This is a genomic window from Paenibacillus harenae (genome assembly GCF_030812415.1).
GTDB lineage: Bacteria > Bacillota > Bacilli > Paenibacillales > Paenibacillaceae > Pristimantibacillus > Pristimantibacillus harenae_A.
Genome location: NZ_JAUSST010000001.1, coordinates 1,024,871 through 1,042,446, shown reverse-complemented (window position 1 = coordinate 1,042,446; position 17,576 = coordinate 1,024,871). Strand labels below are relative to the sequence as shown.

Sequence of the window (17,576 nt, the reverse complement as noted above, 5' to 3'; positions counted from 1 at the left end):
AGGCTGTAGCGAGGATTAAGAAGCAATCCGCTTAAGGCACGCAATGGTCTAGGACCGTTGCGTCCGTCGGGCGGATTTATGCTTTAACCGGATAGATAAATACAGAGGCAGAACAGCTCCCCCTAAGCAAGGGAAGTTATTCTGCCTCTGTTGTTCTTTTCGTGGACTTTAGTTGAAGCGCACGCTGCTGCAGCTTAATATATTGTTCTTCGATGCTCGTATCGTACCATCTTTCATTGTAGGCATAACCGATCATGCGGCTCGACCGGCAAGCCTCGTTCAGCGCATCGGTTAATTGGATCTCCCCGTTAACACCCGGTCTGGTCTGTTGCAGCTTATCGAAAATATTAGGCTTGACGATATATCGGCCAATAACGGCTAGCTGGGATGGCGGATGGAGCGGCTTCTCGACAATCGAATCGATGTCGTAGGTTCGCGCCTTAAGACGCGAGGCCGACACGACGCCGTAGTTGGACAGCAGCTCCTGCTTCACCGTCTGCAGTCCGATAACGTTGGCGCGGTATTGCCCAAAGCACTTGATAAGCGGCGTGAGTATCGATGTGCGACTTAAACTAATCTGGTCGGGGAGCATAATGGCGAAAGGCTCGCCCGCCGCGAACGACTGGCCAAGCAGGATAGCGTGGCCGAGTCCGAGCGGTTCATGCTGACTGACGTATTGGATATTGAGCTTGGTCGGAGCAATAAGCGGTAGCAAATTTTCCTTCTGTCGTTCCGTCAAGTAGGCTTCCAACTCGGGGGAACGGTCGAAGTAGTTCATCACTTCCGTCTTGTTCCGGGACAACACAATGAGAATATCGGTTATTCCCGCTTGTACCGCTTCGGCAACGACATAATCGATCGCAGGCTTGTTGCCGATCGGGAACAGTTCCTTCGGAATGATCTTCGTTGCCGGCAGATTGCGAATTCCGTAGCCTGCCGCCGGAATGATCGCTTTGCGTATCACTTTGAATCACCCCTTATTCGAAAACGCCTCCTTGTTTTTCAAAAAACCAGTACCGCGGCGGTACTGGTTGCGAGGCTACAATTTTTTCGTTGCGTAATTCCAAAATTTACGGGTGTATGAGATATGCCTTCCGGTTTTTAATAAATAAGATTTGTTCGGTCTCCACGTATGCATGTTCGGGTCCGGCCTGCGAATATAAACATAGTTATAGCGGCTTGTAGCAAACAATTTGTATCCGTTCTGCCTGCATTTCGTCATAAAATCGACATCCTCACCAATTGAAAGGGCGCTGAACCTTACGCGCTGAAATACGCTTTTTCGAAACGTAATCGTGCCGCCTGCGACATAGTGCTGGTATTTGTTTTCGTTTCCGGGAAATCGAAGGATCAGCTTTCCGTCATCTTCTAAATAAGTGAGGACCGAACGTTTGCCAACGATGTCGGCATTCGTTCTTCGCAGCGCTTTTACGGCGGAGGTCAAATAATAGGGAGAGTAATAGTCGTCGTCGTCAAATTTGGAAATGACGTTATAACTGCTGCGGTCGACCGCGAAATTCAAGCATTCTCCAAGCGAAACCGAATCGGGAAGGCGGTGCACCCATACGTTTGCATACGCCTTCGCCTTCTCAACCCACACATTCGCATCTATCAAATTGCTATTCAGGATAATGATCAACTGCTTATTGTTATAAAGCTGCCTGCTGTAATTATCGAATATATTGTTTAAAAATTGAGGTTTATTAGTGCTTGTAATAACGGTTACGCCATTGATCGGCCTGGGGAAATTTTTTCGTTTCATACATCAAGCCGTCCCTTCGCAATGAAATTAAGTTATATGAACTTACCTTTCTGAAGCAGCAGCTTGATTTCTTCGTGAGACATCAGCTCTTGGTCGGATTGGAAATAGGGGAAGTTGATTTTGTTCAGATGATTGTAATGGTTCAGGAGCTCTTCAGTAGGATGGGATGGCAAAATAACGTAATATTGCTTGTCGTATTGATACGTTGTCTGCGATTCGGTGCGGGATATGAGTACTTCGTGAAGCTTCTCGCCCTCACGCATCCCAATTTCTACAACAGGCAAACTGTTTTTTTCGAATACGGACTTGAGCACCTCGATCAGGTCGATGATTTTACAAGCAGGCATCTTCATAACGAACGTTTCTCCGCCGATAGCGGCCGAAGCGGCTTTAATAAGCAGCTCGATCGCCTCAGGTATCGTAAGGAAGAATCGGGTCATCTCCTTATCGGTAAGCGTAAGCGCCTTTCCTTCAATAATTTGCTGCTTGAATAAAGGGACTACGCTGCCGTTCGTGCCGAGTACGTTGCCGCCGCGTATGCAAACGAAGCGGGTGTGCTCACTAAGATCATTCGCTTTAATGATGAGCTTCTCGCCAATCGCCTTCGTCAAGCCGTAGAAATTGATTGGATCGACTGCCTTGTCGGTCGACACGTCGATGACTTTGTCTACGCCATGCTCGATGCTGGCACGAATAATGTTCTGCGTGCCGCTCACGTTCGTCTTAAGCGCTTCAAGCGGCTGATATTCGCAGATCGGAACATGCTTGAGCGCGGCGAGGTGGAATACGTAATCGACGTTCTGACAAGCGTCGCATACCGCCTCGTAATCGCGTATGTCGCCGATCAGAAAGTTCAAGATAGAGCTATTGAATTTTCGTTTCATTTCGACCTGCGTAAATTCGTTGCGGGAGAAAATGCGGATTTCTTTCGGTTCCTCGATCAGAAGCTTGCGCGTCAGCTCTTGGCCCCAAGAGCCCGTACCCCCGGTAACGAGTATCGTTTTATTTTTAAACATAGTAATCCTCCTTGTATGCCTGCTTCAAGCAAACTCGTTGCTCATTATCGAAAGTGCGAAGCTATTTATTCCAAATGACTTTGTTGATGATCGGGGTGTAGCTCTGAATAAGTTTAACGACCTTTATCGATACATTCGTGTCCAAATAGTCTGGCGGAGACGGGAAGCGGGCGGCATTCTGAGAATGAATGCCGACGGCTAGGCGAATCGACTTCACCAGATGCTCGCCGGTAACGCCGCCGATAACGATCGTGCCTTTGTCCAGCACCTCCGGCCTTTCCGTACTTGTACGGATTAGTACGCCGGGAAAGTTTAGAATCGCCGATTCTTCGCTTAACGTACCGCTGTCCGATAGCACGCAGTAAGCATGCTGCTGCAAGTGGTTGTAGTCCAAGAAGCCAAACGGCTGATGAATTTGAACGAGAGGGTGAAGAGCGATTTGTTTGGCTTGCAGCTTCTTGAGGGATCTGGGATGGGCGGTGTACAAAATAGGGAAGCCGAATTGTTCGGCAACTTGGTTAACGGCAGTCATCAGTGAGAAAAGCTGGGCGTCGATATCGAGGTTTTCTTCCCGATGCGCGCTAAGAACGAAATATTTGTTCCGCTCGAGTCCTAGTCTCGCCAACACATTCCTTTCATCGATCGCTGTCTGAAAATCTTGAATCACTTCGGTCATCGGCGAGCCTGTTACGAATATATGCTCCTTACGTATGCCCTCGGCAAGCAGATAACGTCTGCTATGCTCGGTATAAGGCAGGTTGACGTCGCTGATATGGTCGACAATCCGCCGGTTCGTTTCCTCCGGTACATTCTGATCGAAGCAGCGATTGCCAGCTTCCATATGGAAAATGGGTATTTTGAGCCTCTTGGCGGCAATGGCGCTAAGGGCGCTGTTCGTATCGCCGAGCAGAAGCACGGCGTCCGGCCGCTCTCGTTCCATCAGTTCATAAGTGCGGGCAATGACGTTGCCGATCGTCTCGCCGAGATGTTGGCCAACGACGTTCAAATAATGATCGGGCTTGCGAAGCTGAAGGTCGTCGAAAAAAATATCATTCAGATTCGGATCCCAGTTTTGTCCGGTGTGCACGAATACATGGTCGAAATAGACGTCGCAGGCTTTGATTACTGCCGACAAGCGTATAATTTCCGGCCTCGTGCCGAGCACCGTCATGACTTTCAATTTGTTCACTTCAGACCGCCTCCGGGTATAATCTGTTAACCATCGTCTCGAACAATCGCTCGCTCGAATACAGATGATTAAATAAAGGCTGTTCCGATTCAGCGTGGAGCTGCAGGGCTGCTGAATTTAATTCCATTAACAAATAGTCGCTCGGGAGCGGATCTTGAGAGGAATAGAACATGACATAGGGCGATTGGGTTAAATTCCTGGCTTGCACGAAGACCTCCTGATCGGAAGCGTAAGGCATGCTTACGTACTGAACACGCAGATCCGGCAGGCTTGTAACGGCACTATGCAGTTCCAAGGCAGGTGTCTGATCGATAACGATGCATTTTAGATTGTAATGGGATTGAGTCAATATGCTGTTAAGTCTGTCGGGTTGATTGGGAGTTGCCGAGTTTGTGAATATAATCGTTGTTTCGGTTCCGAGTTGTTGACGCCTCTTGCGAGCTTCCATGCGAATAAGCTGCGAAATATATTTTCTATGCTGATTGAATTTGGTAGAGGTCGCTAGTTTTCTGGACATGCTAAAGGTAGAACGTACCCTGTATTTCATAAGTTCCATTGGCAAATAGATCGTTCCACAGCGCTCGGTAATACGAAGCCAATAATCGTAATCTTCTATTGGCGTATAACGGTATTCGCCGACCTCAATGGCTACCGATTTTCGATACATGAACGAAGCGCCGATAAAACAAGTATCGATTAATTGATCGATTGGCTGTCCTCGCCACTGCCTTACAAGCTTCAATCGGGACGGTGAATGGATCGATTTACCGCTGTTATTTATCATATAGGAATTGCTGTAGACAAAACCAACGTGAGAAGGCGCGTTGACTAAACTCATGCGCAGCGTGCTTATATAATTAGGTAGATAAATGTTATCGCTGGATACCCAAGTCAAATATTGTATATCCGGATCGTTCGTAAGCTGAGCAAAGCCGGTATTCAAAGCATGGCACGTACCCTTATTTACCCGATACGAAATGACCTTCACTCGCGTATCCCGCCGGGTCATTCTACGCACCGTTTGTACTACATTGGCAGTTGTACCGTCTATCACAATAATAAGTTTATAGCTGCGGTAATTTTGTTTTAAGATGGAACGCAGGGCAGCCTGCAGAAATCTCGTTTTTTGCTTATACACAGGCATAACAATGCCTACATCCGCCATGCAATAGCCTCCTTTCATGCGAGTTATTGGATATTCTTCAAGTTATTCGTGTTGTTCGCCGCTTGCCATCGGCTATCATCTATTTCTCTGAATATAGTGTTCTAACTAGGGTGGTAGTAGCCTTATTTTCCGTATAGAATCGCATTCCATAATCGTTTACATATACTAGACTGAGTACTATAGGATACAGATATAACGGGAAGGAGAATGCCCTGATGAATGTGTTGGTAACAGGGGCTAACGGATTTCTTGGCAAAAATCTGTTAGAAGGTTTTAGTAGGATGAATCAACTTCATGTTAACGCTTATAGCAGAAGCAATAGCGTGGAGGAGCTGGAGCAGTTTCTGATTCAGGCCGATGTCGTCTATCACCTGGCAGGTATCAATCGGCCGACGCAAGAACAAGGTTATAAGGCTAATGAAGAGCTCATGGATTTGATTCTGGGATTGCTCAGGAAACACAACAAAAAACCGAAAATCGTATATGCCTCTACCATTCAAGCCTCAGTCCCCAATCCGTACGGTTTAAGCAAAAAAGCTGCCGAGCAAGCATTGATTCGATTCGGTGAAGAAACGTCCGCGGACATATGTATATTTCGATTGTCCAATCTATTCGGAAAATGGAGCAAGCCGAATTATAATTCCGTCGTGGCGACTTTCTGCCATAATATTGCGAGGGGGATAGAGATTACGGTAAACGACCCCGATACGGAGCTCGAGCTTGCTTACGTGGACCATGTCGTTAACCGGTTCATCGAATTGCTGGGAGAGAAGGCGTGCCATGATGTCTACTATTCCATAACTCCGACCTACCGCATTACGCTAGGAAACTTGGCGAGTACACTCAAGACGTTCAACGAACTGCGTAAAACTTCGATCCTTCCTAATCTTGGAGACCCGCTCACGAAATACTTGTATTCCACCTATCTATCGTTTTTGGAAAGAGACGATTTTGCATATGAAATAAAAACATTCAACGATCATAGAGGCAGCCTCTTCGAAATCATTAAATCTGACGCCGCAGGCCAAATATTCGTATCTACTTCCGTCAAAGGAGTGGAGCGAGGCAACCACTATCACAATACGAAAGTTGAAAAGTTTTGCGTAATTAAAGGAAAAGCAACCGTAAAGTTCAGGCATATATTCGAAGACATCGTATTCAGTTACCAGTTGTCGGAGGAGAAGCGGGTCATTCTCGATATTCCCCCGGGCTATACCCACTCGATCGAGAACAGCTCGGAGGAGGAGTTAATCGTATTGTTTTGGGCAAATGAAATTTTCAGGACGGAAGTGCCGGATACGTTCATGAACGGGGTGCAACCGGCTAATTCCAACTAATCAAGCTATGAAGAATACTTTTTTATAAAATAAAAGTATGATATTGCAGCATCACACACATCTCTCACCTGGTAAATTCCTTTTTTGTATGGAATTGGCCGTCTGATCTTTTCAAATTGGAATCTACTATTTATTAAATGCTGGATTTAGAAATCGGTAACGATTTCGTTCGTTTATTTATTGCAGCATAACGAAAACAATTAAGGAGTGGAATCCCGGGTATGGAACATAGCTTGAAGAGGTTAGTAGTCGTCAACAAACATGACACAGCTCAAGAACAAAAAACGGTAAAAAAAGCGAAGCGATCGAAGAAGGCGAAACAAACGAAAGTTATCAGAAAATACAAGCTGGCGAGAAAAGTGAAAAAGAAGCCCGGCCCCCCACTCAAGGGGGGGGGGAGAAAGCAAAGGGCGTTAAAGCGGAGAAGGCAGCAAAGAATGAAAAAATATGCCGAACAGCCTAATGTTGGCAATACCCGCGTTATCGTGTATATCCCGTTCAACAATCTTAATGTAAGGGTAACGTTGCCTAAAGATATTTACGACGCGAATTTGCCCGAAGCGAATACCCATCTGACGGAGCCATGGATTTATAAGCGAATGGATATTTTCATGAATTTTACGTTGAAGAGCCTTCTAAACCAAACCAATCCGAATTATCTGGCCTATATCGTTTACCATGACAGCTCTAGACCGTTTATCGAAAATGCGCTCCTTAATTATCCTCCATTGCCGCATAACATTAGATTTATTGCAAGCAGCGAATATGAATATGCGGTCATGATGAATTTATCCGGTTATAAGTTTTGGTATGAGCTTCACCTGTATAGCGACGATATGTACAGCAAATATTTTGTGGATATGCTCTATAATTACAAACCGAAGCCGGAGACAAAAGTTCTGATTTGCCAAAACGGTTATATTTACAATTCAGCCACGTATGAAATCGCTAAATACTTTAATTATTCGAGCTCGTTTAATTGCCTGATATACCGCGTGAAAGATTATTTGAATGGCGTAAGACATAATTTGTTCCAGGAGTGGCTAGTGCCGGGGGGAAGAAACTGGGAAGGTGCTATATTGCTTCCGCATGAAATTATCAAGTATCCTGCCTATATCAATCATAGTCATAGCGCGAACTCGGCGTTTTTCTTCGAGGAAGAGGTTAAGAGAAGATCGAACCGAAATGTATGGGAGGACAATGCCGGGCAGTTGGCTTTGTTCGGGGAGTTAATTACCGACCCCGTAATAAAGCAAAACATTATTAACGAGTTTTTAGGCGCCTAGACAATCGATTTAATGGAAACGGAGCATAGGGGTGAAGGGCATATGAGGAGAAAAGGAAAGCGGCGCAAAACGGGCAAGATGCTTGACACCGTGAAGAAACGGCGCAAGATTAGAAGAAGAGCAAGAGCGAAGGTCAAACCGTTAAAAGCGAGAAGAAGGCTTGCAAGGATTAAGAGGAGAAAAAGGGCAATCGTTCCGCAGGCGGATGGAGGTCCGACAATCGGCAATACGCGCGTGATCGTTTATATTCCGTTCAACAATCTGAATGTAAGAAGCATGTTGCCCCGATCGATATACGAGGCTAATCTACCGGAAGAGAATACACATTTAACTCCGGATTGGATAAATAAAAGAATCGATATTTTCATGAGATTCACGCTAAAAAGCTTGTTGAATCAGACGAATCCGAATTATGCCGCATTTATCGTGTACGATGACAGCTCCCGCGCGTATATCGACCAGGCTCTCTCAAATTATTCGTCGTTGCCTTATAATATCAGGTTTATCGCAAACAGCGAATATGAGAGTGCGGTAATGAGTCTTTTGAACGGATACAGCTATTGGTATGAGCTGCATCTCTACAGCGACGATATGTACAGTAAGTATTATATCGATATGCTATACAATTATAAGCCTAAGCCGGAGACGAAAGTATTAGTTTGTCAAAACGGGTATATTTATAATTCGGTAACCAATGAGCTTGCAAAGTACTTTAATCATTCCAGCTCCTTCAATTGCCTTATCTACCGCGTTCAGGATTATATGAATGGCGTACGCCATAATTTGTTCCAAACGCCTCCTAGGCATAAAGAAATCAAATGGGAAGGCGCGGTATTGCTTCCGCACGAGATTATTAGATATCCGGTCTATGTCAATCATAGCCATAGCAACAATTCCGCATTTTTCTTCTCGTATGAAATGCAACGCAACAGTGTACCGAATGTATGGGAGAATACGGCAGGCAAGAAGGTTATGTTGGGGGAATTTATTACGAACGAATCGGAAAAAGCACGGATTTTGGAGGAATTCATCGGCAACCCTGCCGCTTAACGGAAAGGCTTCGATTAAAGAGAGCCGGCATGGTCCCCTTACGGGGGAAATGCCGGCTCTCTAACTTATACGGGGTGTGATGACCATTTACATTTGCGCAGGGATGCCGTTTAAGGAAAGCTTGATTGCGTCGGTTCGATAGATTTGCCCTAATTTTGGCCCTTCCGCCCAGTTAACGGGCTGATCTGGTGGTGGAGGCGTTTCATCAATCTGCGTATAACCGAGATCTTGTCTGAACGCCCGTACGCCATATCGAGATACCGATTCGGCAAGATAGTTTGGATCAAGAACGGAATCTTTATGCAAGAGCCCGGGATCAGGCTGATAGAAGATGACAAGAGGCGTATCCGTCAATGCTAGGCCTTGTGCGGCGACATTATGAATCGTTCCGTAAGGAATGGATTGATAAATGACGCGGGTATCGGGATTTTCATATAGGACAGGCAGGAAGGACTGGGTGGCGGATAGGTCGTAGATAAGCAGCTTATAGTTCGAATAGGACTGGGAAAGCAGTTTTTCCAGCGATTGAACGGTATCTTGCGATGCGTCGGTTACAAGAAGGATAAAGGTTAGATCCGGCAAAATATTTCTTCGCAGACGGGCTTGTTGCATAACCGAGTACATCAAATACCTTCGATTGCGGCGTTTTTTGTTCGATTGCGCGATTTGCAACGAGTTGCTATGCGGAGACCGTAATCGAAATCCCATTAATGTCATCGGCACATAGGTTATGTTGCAGTGATCGGTCAGTCTAAGGAAGTAATCATAGTCCTCGACAGGCGTGTTTTGATAACCGTCTATTTTTTGCGCATATTCCTTTTTGTACATGAAGGCGTAATGTATAAAATAGTAATCGACCAAGTGCTCTTTCGGTTGATTTTGGAATTCATGCAGATTGTTCATCCATGGCATATGAATGACTTTACCTTTTCGGTTAATAAGTCGAAAGGCGCTATACGCGAGTCCGATGTCCGGCGTTGAGTTTACTAACCGGTTTCGAAGTGCCCCGACGAATCGGGGATAATAGATATTATCGCTGGAGACCCAGGTCAAATATTTGATTCTTGGTTGTCTCGTTAGAAATTGGAACCCAATATTCAGGGCATGCGCGGTGCCTCTATTTTTGAGCTGCGGCAATACCCGGACTCTAGAATCTTTCCTCGCGAAGTATCTCGCTATCCGGCTAACGTTAGGCGTAACGCCGTCAATGACGATGACTAATTGAAATTGGCGATAACGCTGTCTCAGTACGGATTGAATCGCCTTCCGGAATATGGCGCTGTCTTGTGTATATACGGGCATGACAATTCCTACATCGACCACAATGAGATCACATCCTTTTACCCATTTGTAATGCTATGTTATTCCCCCATTTTTGAATAGACACGGCATAATCCCAGAACGGCTTTGTTTATTTCGGACATCTGTCCCGTTTGTTACAAAAGGTGATCCATTGGCATAACATAGGGATGACAGTAACTATAGGACAGGAGGAGTTTAACGGTGGATTTGATCTTATCGGCTGCTACGCATCGGTCGGGATCCACATTAGTGCAGCGTATATTGAATGCCCGGAAGGAAACTCTGATGTGGGGCGAGCACCTGGGCATTATAAAGGATTTTCATCATATCCAGCGAAAAATACAAGCCTTCTCCAAAAAAGGAGAACTTAGCAGAAAGAAATATTTTACAAGCGGTGAAGATCCGAATCAGTGGCTGGCACTCATGACGCCTTCCGCGGAATTTGTGGAGCAAGCTGGCATTCAATCGACCAAAGCGTTTTTAGACACGCTATATAGCCAGTTCTCGGAAAATCACGATACGATCGGCTTCAAGGAAGTACGTTACGGCGCTAAGGAACTTTCTATTCTTCAGAAGTGCTATCCCGACGCTAGGTTCATTCTGCTCGTCAGAAATCCATTGAAAGCGTGGGAAAGTTATCCGAAGAAATGGGGGGAATACCGGCATGTCAATTCATTTGCGAAGCAATGGAACGATAACGTAACGGACTATACAGCACTTGCGAAGAGTAACCCGAACGCGTACCTGATACAGTATGAAAAGCTGATCAGGAAGGAACCTAAGACGGTGGAGACGCTATGTGCGCTCGCGCAGCTTACGGAGAAGGAACTGGAAGACGTGCTGGCTCAGAAGATACGGGGCTCCTCGCAGAAAAAATCGATTACGGCCAAGCAAGCAGCCCTTATTAAGCGGATGTGCAGAGTGAATATGAAGCGCCTGGGATACTTATGACAGGCTGTTCTCTGAACCGCCCATTTTATGCGATTGCAGCACCATTAAGACCCACATTTCATAAGATAAGTTGACTGTATCCCTTAACCTTGTTAAACCATAAAAACCCGAGCAAGGAGGGGTGACAAACATTGAAGGGTAGCGACCATAAGAGCAAGTTTTTATTGACGCATCGTGAACGCGAGGTATTCGAGCTGTTGGTACAGGATAAGACAACGAGGGATATTGCACAGCAATTATTCATCAGCGAGAAGACCGTTCGCAACCATATTTCGAATGTCATGCAAAAATTGAACGTAAAAGGTCGTTCGCAGGCGGTTGTCGAGCTGATTAAGCTTGGGGAGTTACAAATTTAACATATTAAGAGCCTCGGGCAGCATAGCGATATGCTGTCTTGTTTTGTGTTGTTGCAAAAAGTCAGGAAAAAGATTACCTTCCCATATCCAAATAAGAGGGTAATCTTTTTGTTGTCCAGGATGCGATCGCCAGAACAGGGAAGGGCAGAAGCCAAAGTGCCGGTTGTGGTGGTAGACAGAAGCACAAATTTTGAATTTGTCGTCACGGAGTCCATGCTAGAAACTATCAAAAGCATATTAATAGTTAGTAGAAAGGAATGAAAGGGGGTACAAGGGTTAATGTTTATTCTATATAAAATAAGTTCAAAAGAAAGGTGGACAAACGATGAATGCCAATGAAAAGTTTTTAATTTATATGCATATACCCAAGACGGGAGGAACAACTTTAAGCAATATAATAGACAAAAACTATAGTAAAACGATACTTTATATTCATGTACACCATAAAATAAAGTTGCTTGAAAAAGAAAATCTGAATGGTGTCGGGGCGTTCATGGGGCATTATCCGTATGGTACTCACCAGTATATCCCGAAACCTTGCGTCTATATTTCCATGATGCGTGATCCGATAGAATGCATCATTTCCTTATATTATTATATATTAGCCGAAAAGCTGCGTTATTGGCACGACAAGGTCAAAACAATGAGCTTTGATGAATTTTTGGAAGACAGCGAGTATGATATAGAGACTTCCAATATGCAAACTAGATATTTCTGCGGCGGACATACGCTCGATATTGGACTAGCCAAAAAAAATTTAGAAAAGAAGTTCCTTGTTGTAGGGATTAATGAGCAATACAATGATTCTTTAAAAGTGATGCAGCGGGAATTAGGCTGGAAGGATATTTCATATTCAAGAGCGATGGTAAATGCTAAACGTCCCTTAAGAAAGAATGTTCCGGATAGCATCATAAATAAAATCATCGAAAAAAATAAATTGGATATCGAACTTTATCACTTTGCCAAAAGCCTGCTAAATGAAAAATTAGAAAAGATGTAAATGGAATGTGCTCACAACAATTCGACGCATACTAAAAAGTCCGACCCGCTAGAGCTGGAAGGTGAGGAATGAAGTGCAATGAACCCCAATATGTTAATTTTATTTATTCATATTCCGAAAACAGGAGGAACGTCCTTTACACAAAATCTTCAGAGTAACTGTCCGAAATTGATTTATTATTATAGTATGGACGCTGTAAAAACAAGCCTGGCAATCGCCGATTGTTTTACAGGCCATTTCCCTTACGGCTTTCATCAGTATACTACCCGTCCATATAAATATGTTACTATGCTTCGTGATCCGGTCGAGCTTACTATTTCAATGTTTTATTACATGTACAAAAATAGAAACCCGGTTTTAAAGACGTACGATGATAAGTTGAGTATTGAAGAATTCATTTTATCCGGTAAATTTGACTATTATTTCATGAATTTGCAGAGCCGCTACATCAGCGGTCAATTGATGACTTTTGTTCCTGATTTGAAAGTGGCGAAATCCAATTTGGTTAACCATATTGCTTTTTATGGGATTACAGAATTGTTTGCAGAGTCACAATTTTTGCTTGTGGAGGAGATGGGATGGAAGCTTGAACATTATCCTAAACTTAATGAAACGCCTTACCGTAAGCGCCAAAGTGAAATTTCTCAACAAACAATCAAAGCCATATGCGAAAAAAGCAAAGTCGATATATTGCTGTATAAATTCGCGCTAGAGCAAATGAATAAGAAAATGGCATCGTTGCCACCAGCTCAAAAGAAGGCGCTGCAGAACTACTCGCAAAATAAATGAATCCTCAATCAAAAAGATTAGCCATTCAACTCGGCGCGTAAAATAATTTCGTGTCCCGAAGAGACGTTGCCTTGCATGGTTAGTTGCTCAATACGTTTCGCAAGCTCGGCATTCTCGACAACGACGGAGATAATGGGGGAGTAGCCGGAGGAAACAATCGCGTCGATATCAAAATCGATAAGAGTGTCTCCTGCCCGGAACGTATCGCCCGCGTGCACATGAGGTTGGAAACCGTTTCCTTCTAGCTCGTCGGTATGAATGCCGATACCGATTTGCAGCCGCAAGCCGGAAGCATGCTGAACGGTGATGGAGTGGCCCGCCTCGGCAATATGCGAAACCGAGCCATAGAAGGGGGCTACGATCTGGCCGTTAATTGGCATGATTGCGATAGCCTCCTCTCTTCGCAAACGGGAAGAAGCATCTCCCGGGAGGTCGGACCAAGACATGATCTCTCCTGATAACGGCGAAGCGATATCGACCGTTGTTTGTTTTGTCCTGCCAAACAGCTTAGTCAGCATGCTTGTACATATCCTCCTTCAAAATTGACACGTATGATTCCGCCAATAAAGGAGCCATGAGAAGCCGAATGCCGCCGGGGAAGCGGCAGCTGGCTCTGCATGGCTCTCTCTTACGCTGCCTATGTGTTCATCCGATCAATAGCCGTCCGTTTGTTGGCCTAGCTCTTCCGCTATTTCCATTCCTTCGTTAGCGGAATGCGTGCCGACATGACCGGCCGTTCCATGCCCGTTCGCTTTAGCTTGGCGCAGCCCCTCGGCAACGCGTGCGCCGTAATCGGCATCCGCCTCCGTAAAGTAGCTGACCATCTTCTCTTGAATGAAGGTTGTACAGCCGCTCAAAGCGTTCGCCAGATTGGCGATCAGTTCATCGCGTTCGGCTTGGCTGAACTGGCGATACGTTTCGCCGGCCTGCTTGAAGTTGTTCTGGCGGTCGATTGTCGCCCGCGTAAGCTTGTCCGAATAGAACGGCTCATAAGGAGCGCCTGGACGATCCGTCTCTTGCAGTCCGCCGAGCGATGAAGGCTCATAGTTGACATGCGGATTTTGGCCCGGCGCGATATCGACGTAGAACGCCATCTGGCCGTCGCGCTGGTTCGTTGCGACGCGTTTCTTAGGTGCGTTGATCGGCAATTGCAAGTAGTTGCTGCCTACCCGGTAGCGCTGCGTATCGGAGTAAGAGAAGGTGCGTCCCTGCAGCATTTTGTCGTCGGAGAAGTCGAGACCGTCGACGAGGACGCCTGTTCCGAAGGCTACCTGCTCGACTTCGGCAAAGTAGTTTTCCGGGTTTTTGTTCAGCACCATTTTGCCGACGGGCAGCATCGGGAATTGTTCCGGCGGCCACAGCTTCGTATCGTCGAGCGGGTCGAAGTCCAGCTCCTCATGGGCGTCATCGCTCATCCACTGCACCTGCAGCTCCCAAGCCGGATAATCGCCTCGTTCAATTGCTTCGTACAAATCTTGCGTGGCGTGATTGAAGTTTTTCGCTTGCAGCTTCTCGGCCTCGTCTTGCGTCAGGTTGCGAATGCCTTGAAGCGGTTCCCAGTGATACTTGACGAGGACGGCTTTGCCCTCCGCATTGACCCACTTATATGTATTGACACCCGAGCCCTGCATCTGGCGGTAGTTGGCCGGAATGCCCCACGGGGAGAACAGGAACGTAATCATATGCGTCGCTTCCGGCGTCTGCGAGACGAAGTCGAAGAACCGTCCCATGCTTTGTACATTCGTTACCGGGTCGGGCTTGAAGGCGTGAACCATATCCGGGAACTTCATCGCATCGCGAATAAAGAAGATCTTCAAGTTGTTGCCGACAAGATCCCAGTTGCCGTCCTCGGTATAGAACTTCGTTGCGAAACCGCGCGGATCTCGCAGCGTTTCCGGGGAGTGCCCGCCGTGAATAACGCTGGAGAATCTGACGAATACGGGCGTTTGCTTGCCAGCCGTCTGGAATAGCTTCGCGCGCGTATATTTGGCAATCGGCTCATCGCCAAGCTTGCCGTACGCCTCGAAGTAGCCATGCGCCCCGGCGCCTCTGGCATGTACGACGCGTTCAGGTACGCGCTCGCGGTCGAAATGCGAAATTTTCTCGATGAAATGGTAGTTTTCGAGCGTCGACGGACCGCGATTGCCGATCGTTCTAATATTTTGATTGTCCGTAATCGGATGACCCTGGCGATTCGTTAACGTCTGCTCCGTTTCCCCTGGCGCGAGAACACTATCATTCTCATTCGTTTCTTTTGTACTCATAACGAGCTACCCTCCTGATTGGCATGATCTTGTACATTTGGGTAGTATGAATCAGTTGATATTCAATTATTCATCCATATCGTATGGAGAAATATAGATCATTTTGCTCAAATAAAGGTGACTTTATGGTATGATAGGATCAATATCGGCGGTATTACTTTATTTTGGGCTAAAAATTGCATAAAATATGTGATTTTTGTGGTTTTGCTAGCAGTTACGGAAGTCTGCTCTCGAATCGTTGAATTATTCAATAAACGTCAATTGTCAAAAAGAGTTGGATTGTCGGGTTGAATAACCATGCGACATAATGAGAGCTATAACATATAGAGGGGCTAGATGCAGGTTATGCAGCGCAACATTTGGCTGATGGCGGTCAGTATTATCGTCATACTAATTTTAATTAATAATACGGCCTACTATTTTCTAACGAAGAGAACGCTGGAAGAAGCGTTGAATCATGAAATGCTGACGCTTGCGAAGCAGCTGGAAATATCGCTCGAGCAGTCCAGGCTCGGTGCGGAGCGCTTCCAGGATCAGATCGGACGGGAGCTGCGGGCCGCCTCGATCGCTACGCAATATGCGCTTGATCCCGATGTCGAGAAAGTAACGAACGAGCAACTGGCGGAGCTTAGAGACAAGCTTGGGCTTAATCATATTACGTTGCTTAAGCGCGAGCCGGACGACATTGTTTTATACAGATCTTCCGATCCGACGCAGCTTGGCAAGAGCACGAGATCGTGGGATCCTTGGTACACCGCGTTCAATCAGCTCTTCGACGATAAGGAAGTGACGGTCGACTGGCTGGGACAAAATCTCAAGAACTTCTGGAGCGGCCCCTTCGAGGTTTCGTCCACGGACGTTAGCAAAATCTATAAGTGGGGCTATTATTACGACGGCGCGTCCAACTATATTGTCGACCCTTATATAAGCTACGAGCTTCAGGACGAGTATGAGAAGCTGACCGGCGTCAATCGGATGATCGAGAATTCGGTAAAGCATAACGATTCGCTGCTCGAAATTTCGTTCATTAACCCGGAAACGTTCCCTGACGGCAAGCAAACGATCCATCCGAACGGTGACGTGCAGGAGCATCAAGTGCAGCGCCCGATCTTCTACGGAACGTATACGCTTAAGTCAAAGAAGGACACGGAGCTCGTGAGGACAGCGTACTTGTCGAAGCAGATGGTTACGTTGAAGGAAGTAATAGACGGCAAGCATGTGTTCAAGATGTTCATCCCCGTCGACGTGACGGATAAAGGCATGAGCATTACGGACGAGAACGGCATTCCGATGAACGGCTATGTGTTAAGTCTCGTATCCGATTACCATGTCGTTCAGGAACAGCTCGATAAGCAGTTTCTTAATCTCGGCCTTATTATTATTATCGTTACCGGTCTTAGTCTGCTTATCGCCTACGTAGGCATGCGCTACTATAGACAGTCCCGCGACAAGGCGGTTCGCGTTACGCAGGAAACCTATGTGGACGAGATTAACCAAATGTTCCATTCGATCCGGGCCCAAAGGCATGATTTCCTCAATCATGTGCAGACGATTCATTCCCTTGCCGAGCTGAGCAAGACGAAGGAGCTTGTCGCGTATACGAAGGAATTGACCGGCGATATTCGCTTAATGAACGATATCATTAATATCGGCAATCCGGCCATTGCAGCGCTGATCCGCTCGAAAATCTCGCAGGCCGAAAGTCATAAAATCCAGTTCGCCTGCTCCTTCAGCGGCTTGAATATGCAGGAGATGGGGGCTAAGACGCTTGACGTGAACCGGATACTCGGAAATCTGATCGACAATGCTTTCGATGAAGCCGTGAAGTATCCCGAGGAGCAGCGCATCGTCAATCTAACCGGCAACCAAACCGCGCAAGAACTGGAATTGACGATCAGCAATATTTGTGCCGAAGCGGCCGAAGTTATCACGAAGCCGCTCATGCAGGCTGGTTATTCCACGAAGCAGGATGAGCATCAAGGTCTTGGACTGTCCATCGTAAAGTCGATTGCCGATAAATATAAGGGTACGGTAAGCGTCATTGCCGAACCTGAGTCATGCATTTCGTTTATCGTCATTATACCTATTTAAAGCCATTCATAAGCCATC

The 17,576-nt window shown here is 46.1% G+C and carries 16 protein-coding genes; 8 read left to right on the top strand and 8 right to left on the bottom strand.

The window, feature by feature from the left end:
• Positions 1-136: 136 nt before the first annotated feature.
• The 5 genes from J2T14_RS04905 to J2T14_RS04885 all read right to left on the bottom strand — a co-directional run bounded on the left by J2T14_RS04905 (position 137) and on the right by J2T14_RS04885 (position 5,132).
• Entirely contained in the window at positions 137-964 is an 828-nt protein-coding gene (locus J2T14_RS04905) for a UTP--glucose-1-phosphate uridylyltransferase (protein ID WP_307468394.1), read from the bottom strand.
• Between the two features lie 75 nt (positions 965-1,039).
• Positions 1,040-1,762 (bottom strand): glycosyltransferase, encoded by a 723-nt coding sequence (locus J2T14_RS04900; RefSeq protein ID WP_307468391.1) that lies wholly within the window; start codon positions 1,760-1,762, stop codon positions 1,040-1,042.
• A gap of 32 nt (positions 1,763-1,794) precedes the next feature.
• A complete protein-coding gene (locus J2T14_RS04895; RefSeq protein WP_307468389.1) occupies positions 1,795-2,778 on the bottom strand; it encodes a polysaccharide biosynthesis protein in 984 nt (327 codons plus the stop codon).
• Positions 2,779-2,839: 61 nt separating this feature from the next.
• Entirely contained in the window at positions 2,840-3,967 is a 1,128-nt protein-coding gene (wecB, locus tag J2T14_RS04890; protein WP_307468386.1) for a non-hydrolyzing UDP-N-acetylglucosamine 2-epimerase, read from the bottom strand.
• Between the two features lies 1 nt (position 3,968).
• Entirely contained in the window at positions 3,969-5,132 is a 1,164-nt protein-coding gene (locus tag J2T14_RS04885) for a glycosyltransferase family 2 protein (RefSeq protein ID WP_307468382.1), read from the bottom strand.
• 215 nt (positions 5,133-5,347) lie between these two features.
• Here J2T14_RS04885 and J2T14_RS04880 point away from each other — a divergent pair, with 215 nt between their 5' ends.
• From J2T14_RS04880 to J2T14_RS04870, 3 genes are all read left to right on the top strand, one after another.
• The gene (locus tag J2T14_RS04880) at positions 5,348-6,469 is read left to right on the top strand and encodes a polysaccharide biosynthesis C-terminal domain-containing protein (protein ID WP_307468380.1); all 1,122 of its coding nucleotides are present in this window, start codon (positions 5,348-5,350) and stop codon (positions 6,467-6,469) included.
• Positions 6,470-6,906: 437 nt separating this feature from the next.
• Positions 6,907-7,755, top strand: coding sequence for a hypothetical protein (locus J2T14_RS04875; protein ID WP_307468378.1), 849 nt, complete (start codon positions 6,907-6,909; stop codon positions 7,753-7,755).
• Positions 7,756-7,797: 42 nt separating this feature from the next.
• Entirely contained in the window at positions 7,798-8,805 is a 1,008-nt protein-coding gene (locus J2T14_RS04870) for a glycosyltransferase (protein ID WP_307468375.1), read from the top strand.
• Between the two features lie 87 nt (positions 8,806-8,892).
• Here J2T14_RS04870 and J2T14_RS04865 read toward each other — a convergent pair whose 3' ends face one another.
• A complete protein-coding gene (locus J2T14_RS04865; protein WP_307468372.1) occupies positions 8,893-10,128 on the bottom strand; it encodes a glycosyltransferase family 2 protein in 1,236 nt (411 codons plus the stop codon).
• Between the two features lie 180 nt (positions 10,129-10,308).
• On the opposite strand from J2T14_RS04865, the gene J2T14_RS04860 reads away from it, so the two are divergent.
• The 4 genes from J2T14_RS04860 to J2T14_RS04845 all read left to right on the top strand — a co-directional run bounded on the left by J2T14_RS04860 (position 10,309) and on the right by J2T14_RS04845 (position 13,203).
• Complete coding sequence (locus tag J2T14_RS04860) at positions 10,309-11,058, top strand: sulfotransferase (protein ID WP_307468369.1); 750 nt, start codon at positions 10,309-10,311, stop codon at positions 11,056-11,058.
• A gap of 131 nt (positions 11,059-11,189) precedes the next feature.
• Entirely contained in the window at positions 11,190-11,414 is a 225-nt protein-coding gene (locus J2T14_RS04855; protein ID WP_006040330.1) for a helix-turn-helix domain-containing protein, read from the top strand.
• A gap of 325 nt (positions 11,415-11,739) precedes the next feature.
• Entirely contained in the window at positions 11,740-12,414 is a 675-nt protein-coding gene (locus tag J2T14_RS04850) for a sulfotransferase family 2 domain-containing protein (protein ID WP_307468342.1), read from the top strand.
• A 78-nt stretch (positions 12,415-12,492) separates the two neighbouring features.
• Positions 12,493-13,203 carry a sulfotransferase family 2 domain-containing protein gene (locus J2T14_RS04845; RefSeq protein WP_307468340.1) on the top strand — a complete coding sequence of 237 codons (711 nt, stop codon included), beginning with the start codon at positions 12,493-12,495 and terminating at the stop codon, positions 13,201-13,203.
• A gap of 17 nt (positions 13,204-13,220) precedes the next feature.
• On the opposite strand, the gene J2T14_RS04840 is transcribed toward J2T14_RS04845, so the two are convergent.
• Both J2T14_RS04840 and J2T14_RS04835 read right to left on the bottom strand, forming a co-directional pair.
• Positions 13,221-13,721 (bottom strand): PTS sugar transporter subunit IIA, encoded by a 501-nt coding sequence (locus J2T14_RS04840; protein ID WP_307468338.1) that lies wholly within the window; start codon positions 13,719-13,721, stop codon positions 13,221-13,223.
• Between the two features lie 135 nt (positions 13,722-13,856).
• Complete coding sequence (locus tag J2T14_RS04835) at positions 13,857-15,467, bottom strand: catalase (protein WP_307468335.1); 1,611 nt, start codon at positions 15,465-15,467, stop codon at positions 13,857-13,859.
• A gap of 345 nt (positions 15,468-15,812) precedes the next feature.
• On the opposite strand from J2T14_RS04835, the gene J2T14_RS04830 reads away from it, so the two are divergent.
• Positions 15,813-17,558, top strand: a complete 1,746-nt coding sequence (locus J2T14_RS04830) for a sensor histidine kinase (RefSeq protein ID WP_307468333.1) — start codon at positions 15,813-15,815, stop codon at positions 17,556-17,558.
• The last annotated feature ends 18 nt before the right edge of the window (positions 17,559-17,576 follow it).